Source organism: Candidatus Zymogenus saltonus, from assembly GCA_016929395.1.
Classification (GTDB): domain Bacteria; phylum Desulfobacterota; class Zymogenia; order Zymogenales; family Zymogenaceae; genus Zymogenus; species Zymogenus saltonus.
This window is the reverse complement of sequence record JAFGIX010000062.1, coordinates 1-8,975: the sequence shown is the minus strand read 5'-3', so window position 1 is coordinate 8,975 and position 8,975 is coordinate 1. Positions and strand designations below refer to the sequence as shown.

7 protein-coding genes are annotated in these 8,975 nt (G+C 52.1%); 3 read left to right on the top strand and 4 right to left on the bottom strand.

Annotated elements, in window-relative coordinates:
• Together JW984_12510 and JW984_12505 are read right to left on the bottom strand one after the other, a co-directional pair.
• A partial coding sequence (locus JW984_12510; GenBank protein ID MBN1574010.1) for an inverse autotransporter beta domain-containing protein occupies positions 1-395 on the bottom strand: 395 nt, incomplete at its 3' end.
• Between the two features lie 350 nt (positions 396-745).
• Positions 746-1,540 carry an enoyl-CoA hydratase/isomerase family protein gene (locus JW984_12505; GenBank protein ID MBN1574009.1) on the bottom strand — a complete coding sequence of 265 codons (795 nt, stop codon included), beginning with the start codon at positions 1,538-1,540 and terminating at the stop codon, positions 746-748.
• Positions 1,541-1,751: 211 nt separating this feature from the next.
• Between JW984_12505 and JW984_12500 the strand changes: the two genes are divergently transcribed.
• Positions 1,752-2,294, top strand: coding sequence for a GNAT family N-acetyltransferase (locus JW984_12500; protein ID MBN1574008.1), 543 nt, complete (start codon positions 1,752-1,754; stop codon positions 2,292-2,294).
• A 373-nt stretch (positions 2,295-2,667) separates the two neighbouring features.
• On the opposite strand, the gene JW984_12495 is transcribed toward JW984_12500, so the two are convergent.
• Both JW984_12495 and JW984_12490 read right to left on the bottom strand, forming a co-directional pair.
• Complete coding sequence (locus JW984_12495; protein MBN1574007.1) at positions 2,668-3,645, bottom strand: acyl-CoA dehydrogenase family protein; 978 nt, start codon at positions 3,643-3,645, stop codon at positions 2,668-2,670.
• Between the two features lie 33 nt (positions 3,646-3,678).
• Positions 3,679-4,029, bottom strand: coding sequence for a cupin domain-containing protein (locus JW984_12490; GenBank protein MBN1574006.1), 351 nt, complete (start codon positions 4,027-4,029; stop codon positions 3,679-3,681).
• A 396-nt stretch (positions 4,030-4,425) separates the two neighbouring features.
• Here JW984_12490 and JW984_12485 point away from each other — a divergent pair, with 396 nt between their 5' ends.
• Both JW984_12485 and JW984_12480 read left to right on the top strand, forming a co-directional pair.
• Positions 4,426-4,971 (top strand): TlpA family protein disulfide reductase, encoded by a 546-nt coding sequence (locus tag JW984_12485; protein MBN1574005.1) that lies wholly within the window; start codon positions 4,426-4,428, stop codon positions 4,969-4,971.
• Positions 4,972-5,120: 149 nt separating this feature from the next.
• Complete coding sequence (locus JW984_12480; GenBank protein MBN1574004.1) at positions 5,121-8,774, top strand: tetratricopeptide repeat protein; 3,654 nt, start codon at positions 5,121-5,123, stop codon at positions 8,772-8,774.
• Positions 8,775-8,975: the final 201 nt, after the last annotated feature.

Below are 8,975 nucleotides of genomic sequence, written 5' to 3'. Positions count from 1 at the left end.
GCCATAGCCTCCAGCCCCAAGCCCCACTGCTCGTGGTTAGTCCCCCAGTCCGTTTTCCTCTGGTCGTAGTAGGCGTTAAGCCCCAAGAGTAACTGGTCATCCCAGAGGAGGCGCCTGTAGCCCGCCCCCACGTTCAGCTCCCAGCCGTCGTGGTCGTTTGGGGTGTATTTGATGTTTGAAAAGACGATGTTCTTCTCGTCCTGGTAGAGGGGGATCAAAAAGTCCATGATGTATAGGACCCTCGATTCCGTCCCGAAGCGGACCCCCGGCCTGAAGTAGATGTTCCAGGCCGAACCCGGGTCGTCTGTCTTGTCTTCGGCAAGAGACGGCACGGCAAATATTGCCGCAGCGAGAACAAGAAAAAGCATGAAAGAAATAAACTTCTTAAGCTTCATAAAACACCTCCTATAGAATAATTAAGTAAAAACATTTACTTATTAATACCAATTTCAATACTAAAATTTTTAATATTAAAAATAGCACAAATATAATACTTTTTACGAATTTGTGAAATAATACAAAAAAAAATCGGCCCTTGTCAAGCCTTTTTTGACTATTTTTTAATATAATTTCTATATAGTATTACACAATAATTAACTTTTCATATATTCCGCATAAACATATAATAATAATAGAGTTGTAAAATTCTTTCAATTCTCGTAAATCTTCAAGAACTCGAAATTTTTTGTCTCTTTTTTATCCCGATCTCTTTTTGTTATCCCCTGCTATAGTATAGATAAATACCTCAGCTTCCGGTAAACCTCGGCCTCCTCCCGGAGAGAAAGTCCTCTATCCCCTCTTTGGCGTCCGCCGTCTTGACGATTTCCCGAAACGCCCTTGCCTCCTCGATAATGCCCCTGTCAAATCCCTCCCTTAGGCCCGTATTGACGCATTTCTTGATACGTGCTATTGCTCCGGTGGCCTGCTTTGCAAGACGGCGGGCGTAGCTCATCGACTTTTCCATTAGCTCGGCCCCCTCGAAGACGTCAGTCAGAAGACCGATCTCTTTTGCCTCGTTGGATTTAAGCTGAAGCCCGTTTATCATCATCTCCAGGGCCTTCGCTCTCCCGACGATGGATGGTAAACGCTGAGTCCCCCCGAACGACGGGATCAGTCCGAGCCTGGCCTCCGGAAGCCCGATCCTCCCCGATCCCTTCGCCATGAAGCGGAAGTCGCACGCCAGCACCAGCTCCAGTCCTCCCCCCAGGGCGTGACCCGAGATGGCGGCGACGGTGGGGAGCGGGACGTCCTCAAGGGAGTTGAATATCGCCTGCGCCCGGGGGATCATGTCGAGGGTCTCTTCACCGATGTCCTTGAGCATAGCGTCCTTTAACATTGATATATCCGCCCCGGCGGAGAAGTACCCCTCGCATGAGCTTGCGATCACGACCGCCCTGATGTCCACCTCATTCTTGAGGCGGTTCACCGCGTCCTCCAGCTCAAACAGGAGCTCCCGCGACATCCAGTTGGCGGGGGGGCTGTTCATCGTGACAACTGCCACGTCCCTGTCGATCTCGTATTTCAGAAGCGAGTATGACATATCAATCTCCTTTACAATACGTCTAAAATGATATGACAGTTTAAACCCGAAGTAAAGGGCAAATGGGAACTTTGATTATAAACGAATCCGAGCCGGGCGCAAAATTCCATTGACATCGTCCGCGCAATCGGATAGTTAAATATCAGAAGCTGTCGAGCCGAAGAAGAGGTCAAGATTGTCCGAAAAAAAACCCACAGACGAAACCCTTAAGATACCGAAGGAGCAGCCGGAGATCGCAACGGAGCGGTTGATATTGAGGCCATTTGCCCCATCAGACGCGCCGGAGGTGACGCTTATCGTAAACGACTACGAGATCGCCTCAAAGACCCTCAAGATTCCCCACCCGTACAAGGAGGCTATGGCAAGGGAGTGGATAGCGACCCACCGCGAGGGCTACCGGAATGGGGAGCTTGCCGACTTCGCCGTTACGCTGAAGGCGGACGGGAGGATAATCGGGGCCGTGGGGCTAGAGATCGTGAGGGAGCACGGCCGGGCGGGGCTGGGCTACTGGCTGGGGAGGGACTATTGGGGGGCGGGTTACGCAACGGAGGCCGCCGGGGCGATACTGGATTTCGGTTTCAACGTACTCATGCTGAACCGGATTCACGCCGAGCGCTTCACCGACAATCCCGCCTCGGGGCGGGTCATCGAGAAGATAGGGATGAAGTACGAGGGGCACATGAGGGAGCACGACCTCAGGTTCGGCAAATACAAGGACATTCTGGTGTATGGAATATTAAAACGGGAATACTGAAACGGGATTTTGAGAAATAGGAGTTTTAACCTCTGCCGGTTGTTTAAGCCGTCCGGGACTGTTTTGTCACTGCTGCCGGGTCTGTCTTGAGGTTCTCGAAAACAAAGGACTGAGGAGCGTCGAGACCCGCAATTCCAAGCGACGGCGCGGATATTTCGTTCGCATTTTATCAAGGGGATTAAGATGGATCCTCCCCGTAACTAAATTGCAGCTCGACAGATGACGTAGTCGTAATTCTTTACAGCCGGCCGACACCGGAGATGATCGAGAAGGCGCAAGAAGGGGAGATAAGCCCGGACGGCCCCCTTAACAGTGAGGACTTCCCCGACTGGGTATGTAAAAAATGCGGTATAAAGTTTAAGATGGATTGAAATTAAAATAGTAATCCCAAACTCTCCCACGCCCGGTTAAGGCGCGCCTCCCTCGCTTTTTCTGCGACCGAAAGCAGGGCCCTGTCGCGCTCCCACATCCTTTTTGTCTCGTCGTCCGCCCTCTCCCAGAGGGGGTCGATTTCGCCTACGAACTCGTTTAATTGTAACAGGACGCCGCTTAAAGTTAGATGTACGGCGGGCGAGAGGGGGTCTTCAAGCGAGAGCGCCCTCAAGCCGTAGATCAGGCCCAAGAGTTTTTGGACGACCTCCCGGGGCCAGCCGAAGATCGACGCGGCCCGAAAGATATATCCCAGCACCCCGCCCATCACGTGGATGTCCTCCACCGTCCGAAACGACTTGATGTATTTGGTGTAGCCGTCGCCCGGAAGGATTTGAGATTCTTTGACCTTAACATCCTTAAATATCACGCTGCTGTGGGGTATCTCTGGGATGAAGGGAAGGTCCATAGTAGGCGTCAGCGCAACGCCCTCGGCCGCGCTATCAATAACCGCCATCTTGATAATGTTTCTGCCGTCGCCGCCCGTCCCCGCCGATGCCGCAACGAGGAGGATTTCGGCCCCCTCCGCACAGGTCACGAACTTCTTTCCCCCGTTGAGACGCCAGACGGTCTCGTTGCCGCTGACCTCTTCGGTCTTGACGAGAATAGACTCAATCGCCCGCGGGTGGTTCCCCTTTTCCTCCGTCACGCAGTATGCGACGATCTTATCTTTGGGAAGGCCGGGGGCGATCCGCCTAACCGCGCCCCGGTAGCCGGAGAGAAAGGCGTATGAGACCCTGTCGGCGACAACCCCCCCGACGACCGCCCCGTCCAGGTCGTTGAACTTATCGGGAAATGAGGCGGCCGCCTTTTCAAGGCGCGCCTTCCAGTCGTCGATTCCGTTTATGGGGCTTTCGTCGATCGCTCCCCGGTTTTCCATAAGCCAGTCGACAATCACAACGCCGCCTTGCAGTGCGTCCATCTTTGCCCCCTGTATTGAAAAAACCAAAAGACTCTACTTGACCGGCACGTAGTCGGAGCCGACCGGCGGATCGGTGAAGAACTCGAAGAAGGAGGCGGGCCTGTCCGTCCTGTTTACCGCGACGTGCCTCTCCCCCGCCGGCATGAACACCACGTCCCCCTCCTTGACCTTCGTCTCCGTTCCTTCGTTTATGATGCTCGGGGCGCCGCTTACGATCACGTAGACCGCCTCGGTCCTCTCGTGGTAGTGGTAGACCCCCTCCGCCCCGGGCGCAAGAACAATCAAGACGCCGCCCAGCTTAACGGCCTTGTCCTCGTCCGAGAGGATAATCCCCGGAATCGGGTCTACCATCCCCCGGTATTGGTCGGTATCGAATATCTTCATCTTTAAGCTCCAAGATCTCTCATTGTCTGTAATGACACATTTGCAGAAGCCGCGGAACAAATCATAACCGCTCCATACAAACTGCATAACATATAAGGCGACCCCGGTCAACCGGAAACCTCATGGGAGACTCATTCGCCAAAGACAAGTCCCGACCCGATCATCAGGGGCTCCCGACATAAAAGGAAGGAGTCAATTTTTTAGGCTGCAATCTTTAACATGTTGCATTTCATAAGTAAAGTTGTCATAATAGTTGGAGGGGCCAACGGTCGCCCTGCGATGATCGCGCATTACTACGAAGTATCTTGAAATACGCTTTGGGGAATATGGGCCCTTGGTAATAACATCGACTCTGCTACAACAATAAATCGACAAATCTGAACGGAGACATGATTGATGACAAATAGTATGAGAGCCCTTGTTGCCGTTTTCTTGACGGGTCTCGCCCTCCTTATGGTTTTTAAGGCCGGCTTAAAGTTTGCTGTGGCGGGAGGTGCGGCGGTGGGCCTCAAGGCCCCGGACTTCACGCTTACGGACCTTGACGGCAACGGCATTAGCCTCTCCGACTACGAGGGCAAGGTCGTTTTATTGAACCTCTGGGCGACTTACTGCGGGCCGTGCAGAGAGGAGATGCCCTCCCTTAACGGGCTTATGAAAAAGATGGCGGATTACAGCTTCGTGATCCTGACGATCAATATAGATCCGGGCAAGAGCGAAAGGGTAAGGGAGTTCATGGAGGAAAACGGCTACACCTTCAAGGTCCTCCACGACCCCAAAAAGGAGATCTCCGCCCTGTATTATTTCACCGGCATTCCGACGACGTACATAATCGACATGAACGGGATCATCGTTGACAAGTCGGTCGGGGCGGAAGACTGGGAGAGCAGAGACAGGATCGACCAGTTGAAGGCCCTCTCCACCGTGACCGGATCTGTGCCGTAATATATATAAGCACTATAATATAGGATCAAAGAGACTGTGTCCATATCTAAATCCGCAATTGAAAACGGCCTCTTTGCAAAGGCGTCTTATCCATACTTTATTGGGGGAAACCCGATATGAAAACGGCAAAAGCACAAAAGGAGCCGATTATGAAAAGACTTTTTGTCTTTGTTGCCATAGTTCTATTTGTTACAACCGCATCTGTAACGGTCTTTTCTGCCGAGATCGACAGGGCCGAGAAGCACTACAAGGAAGGAAAGCTGTACTACAGTAGCGGCGACTACGAATCGGCATACACGAGCTTTCTGAAGGCCTTGAAAATTTTCAGACGATTGAAGGATGAATCCTCAATTAGAACCTCGACCTACGCATTCCCCCTGATCTACACGGGAAGGTCCGCCCTTTACTCGGGACGCTATGAAGAGTCGATCCTTTACCTCAAGGAGGCGCTGGAGATTTATACAAAGAGCCAAGACATGTCCATCGTGGTCTTTCTGAGAAATCATGTAGGGATGGCAAGCCATCGGATGGGGAGGTACGATGCCGCCCTCGCCTCTTACTCGGATGCCCTCGAAATATCGAAAGAGGACGGGAAAGAGGAAAACATATGGATATCCTTGAGAAACGTCGCCTCCCTATATGAGAATATGGGGAGGTATGAAGATGCCCTTCTCTATTATGAAAAGGGACTCGAGATCTCCGACAAAAGGGGGGACGAGACGGCCGCCGCCGCAGATCTGATGAACATCGCGATCGTATACAAAAAGATGGGGGAAGAGGAGAAGTCTGCCTCCCGTTTTAAAGAGGCCGAGGATAGGCTCTTCGATTTTTTCAACGCCAAGCGCATTAGATTTTCAAGCCTGATGAACAAGGCGGGGGACTATGTCCGCTTGAGCTCCGTTAAGGAGCTGTTCGCCCACCTCGAAGGGGAGCTTGAAAGATCGAGGGCCGCCAAAAACGAGGTGGAAATCGGCAGGAGGCTGATCGAGCTCGCCCTCCTTTACGGCGGTATGGGAAAAAAGGAGGGATCTATGGCCCTTTTAGAGGAGGCCGCCGGGCTCCTGAAGGGGACCGAGATGAGTAAAGCGGCCGCGCTCGCCTTTGTCAGGATCGCCGAGATACTATACCACGAAAAGAAAGAGGAGTCGCTGAAAAATTACATGGAGGCCCTCAAAATATTCAGGGAGATCGAAGACAAAGGGTGGATTGTCGAGGTCCTGAGAAAGACCGCCTATATAAAATACGGCCTAAACGAGAGGGACGACGCGGTGGCCCGCTTTGAAGAGGCGCTGAAGATATACCGCGGCACAACCGACGGAGTTGAGCTAAGAGAGTTCTTGATAGAGATCGGTGATTTCTACATTGGGCTCGGCGAGAGCGAAAAGGCCCTCTCCTGTTATACCGATGCCCTTGAGATCTCCCGAAAAATGGGGGACGCTAAAGATATACGAAGCTACCTTAGAATCCTCGCAGATTACAACGAAAAAAGAGGGGATTTCGAGGCCGCATTGAAATACAGCATGGAAGCCCTCTCCTACTCCCGCAAGATTGGTGAAGTGGCAAAGATTGACGCAGACCTGAACTCAATCGCCAACACATATAAAAAAATGGGGAAAGCCGAGGCCAAAGACTACTACGAAAAGGCCCTCAAGGTATCGAGAGAGGCGAAGGACGGCAAGAAGATAAGGGAGGCCCTGAGGAGACTCGGAAGGTACAACATTGATAACAAGTCGTACGAAGAGGCGCTCCCTTACTACCTGGAGGCGCTGGATAAGGCGGGGGAGAACGGAGACAAAAAGGAGACCGCCGACGACCTCTTCATTGTCGGAATCCTCTACAGTCATTTTAAAGAGTACCATAAGGCGATTTTGTCCTACGAGGAATCGCTGAAGTACATGAGAGAGCTGAAAAACAGGAAACTCGAGGGATTTGCATTAAACAACCTCGGCGTTATATACAGAAATCTCAATCAGACGGAAGAGGCGGTCTCCTTCTTCGAGGAGGCTGTAAAGATCTACGGCGAGGAGGGCTACACCACCGAGGAGATACAGTCTTTGAACAACATCGGCTCAACCTACTTGGATGCGGAATCATTTGACAAGGCAATAACCTATTACGAGAAGGCCCTGGAGTTATGTCGTAGATCGAATCGGAGCCTGGATGAAAGGACCGTCTTGAGAAACATCGCGCTGGCCTATCTTGGGGCCGAGCGCTACGAGGATGCGGTCTCCTCCTACGAGGAGGCCCTCGAGATAAGCAGGAAGAGGAAAGTAGGCTCACACATCTCAATGGATATCGAGGGGATAATGCTCGCATACAAAAAGATGGGAGATGAAAAGAGGGCTTTCTCGTATTGGAAAAAGACGCTGAAGATTTACCGGGAGATAGACGACAGAAACCGCCTGAAGGAAACGCTTTTGACGATAGGAAGGGCCAACCTCGAATCGGGGGATCTCAAAAGGGCCAAGGCCTGCTTCGACGAGGCGGTGGCGGTCTCGAGGGAGACGGACGAGACCAAGTCGATAGCCGGGACAATGCTGGGAATCAGCGAGTTCTATCTGATGAGCGGCCGTAAAGAGGAGGCGAAGGCATTCATCGACGACGCTACCTCCCTCTTTGAGCTTGCGAAGGACAAAAAGGGCGCCCTCATCTGCGCCGAGTCGATCGGGATATTGTACCACAGTGTCAATGAGTACGACGACGCCCTTTACTATTTTAGAAAGATGCTCGACCTCTCAAGGGAGATCGAGAACAAAGAATACGAGGTTTACGCCCTCTACAACATCGGAAACACCCTCAGGTACTTGAAGAATTCGGACAGTGCGATCGATTACCTGAAAGAGGCCCTCGATCTGTCGATAGTGGAGAAATTCGACAAAAAGGTGGTGTTTATCCACTCACAGCTCGCAAAGGCATATAACGACCTCTACAGGTACGAGGAAGCGATACCTCATCTAAGAAAGGCGATCGAGTTTGCCAAAGGGGAAACGGAGGACACGGACAGCACGATGAACCTGATCTCCTACTACTACTACCTCGGGGAAATATACTTCAAGCTGGGGAGATACGAGGACGCCGTCTCGAACTCCGAGGAGAAGGTCTTATATTTTAGGAAGCTCGAAAGCAAGGCGGGCGTAAACTCCGGGTTGACCTCCAAGGGATGGTACCTTCTTTTTCTGAACCGGAACGAGGCCTCCCTCACGATATTCGATGAGACGCTCAAGCTATCCAGGGAACTGGGCATCAAAACCTCCGAGGCCAACAGCCTGGTCAACAAGGGTTGGGCTTATCTCAACATGAAGAGGTACGAGGAGGCGACCAACTTCTTCAAGGAGGGAATGGAGCTCTCGGATAAGAAGGCTCTTGAGGCGATATGCGGGATCGCCACGGTCCACCTCAAATCAGGGAAGTACGCCAATGCCCTGCTCGCCTTCAACGAGGCGGTGGAGCTAGCCAGAAAAGAGGAGGACGACTACCTGTTGAAGTACAGCCTGACCGGTCTCGGCTGGGCGTTTGTTGGCATGGAGGAACACGAAAAGGCGCTCAAATACCTGGAGGAGGCGCTGAAGATGGCAACGGCCGAGAGGGACGGACTGGGGACGTTCTGGGCCCAGTGGGGGAGGGGAAACGCGCTGGCAAAGCTGGGCAAGCTCTCCGAGGCGAAAGAGGCCTACGACGTTGCAGTAAACGCGCTCGAACGGCTGGCAAAGGGAATCAAGAATAGTGCCTACAGGAAGTCGTTTCTGTCGGACAAGTCGGGGATTTACGACGACATCAAGAAGCTGAAAGAGATTGATCACTGAAAAAGTTGGGTCAGCGTCCGGTTGTGATTTAGAGGGGCGGGGAATAGCAATAGAAACATACCTGTCATTCCCTTAGGAAGAGGGAAAACGGCAGCCTTTGTCATTCCCGCGAAAGCGGGAATCCAGAGGACTGGTCTGTGTGTTGGGCAGCTCCGATATATTTATTGGATTCCCAATCAAGTTGGGAATGACAGTATAGTT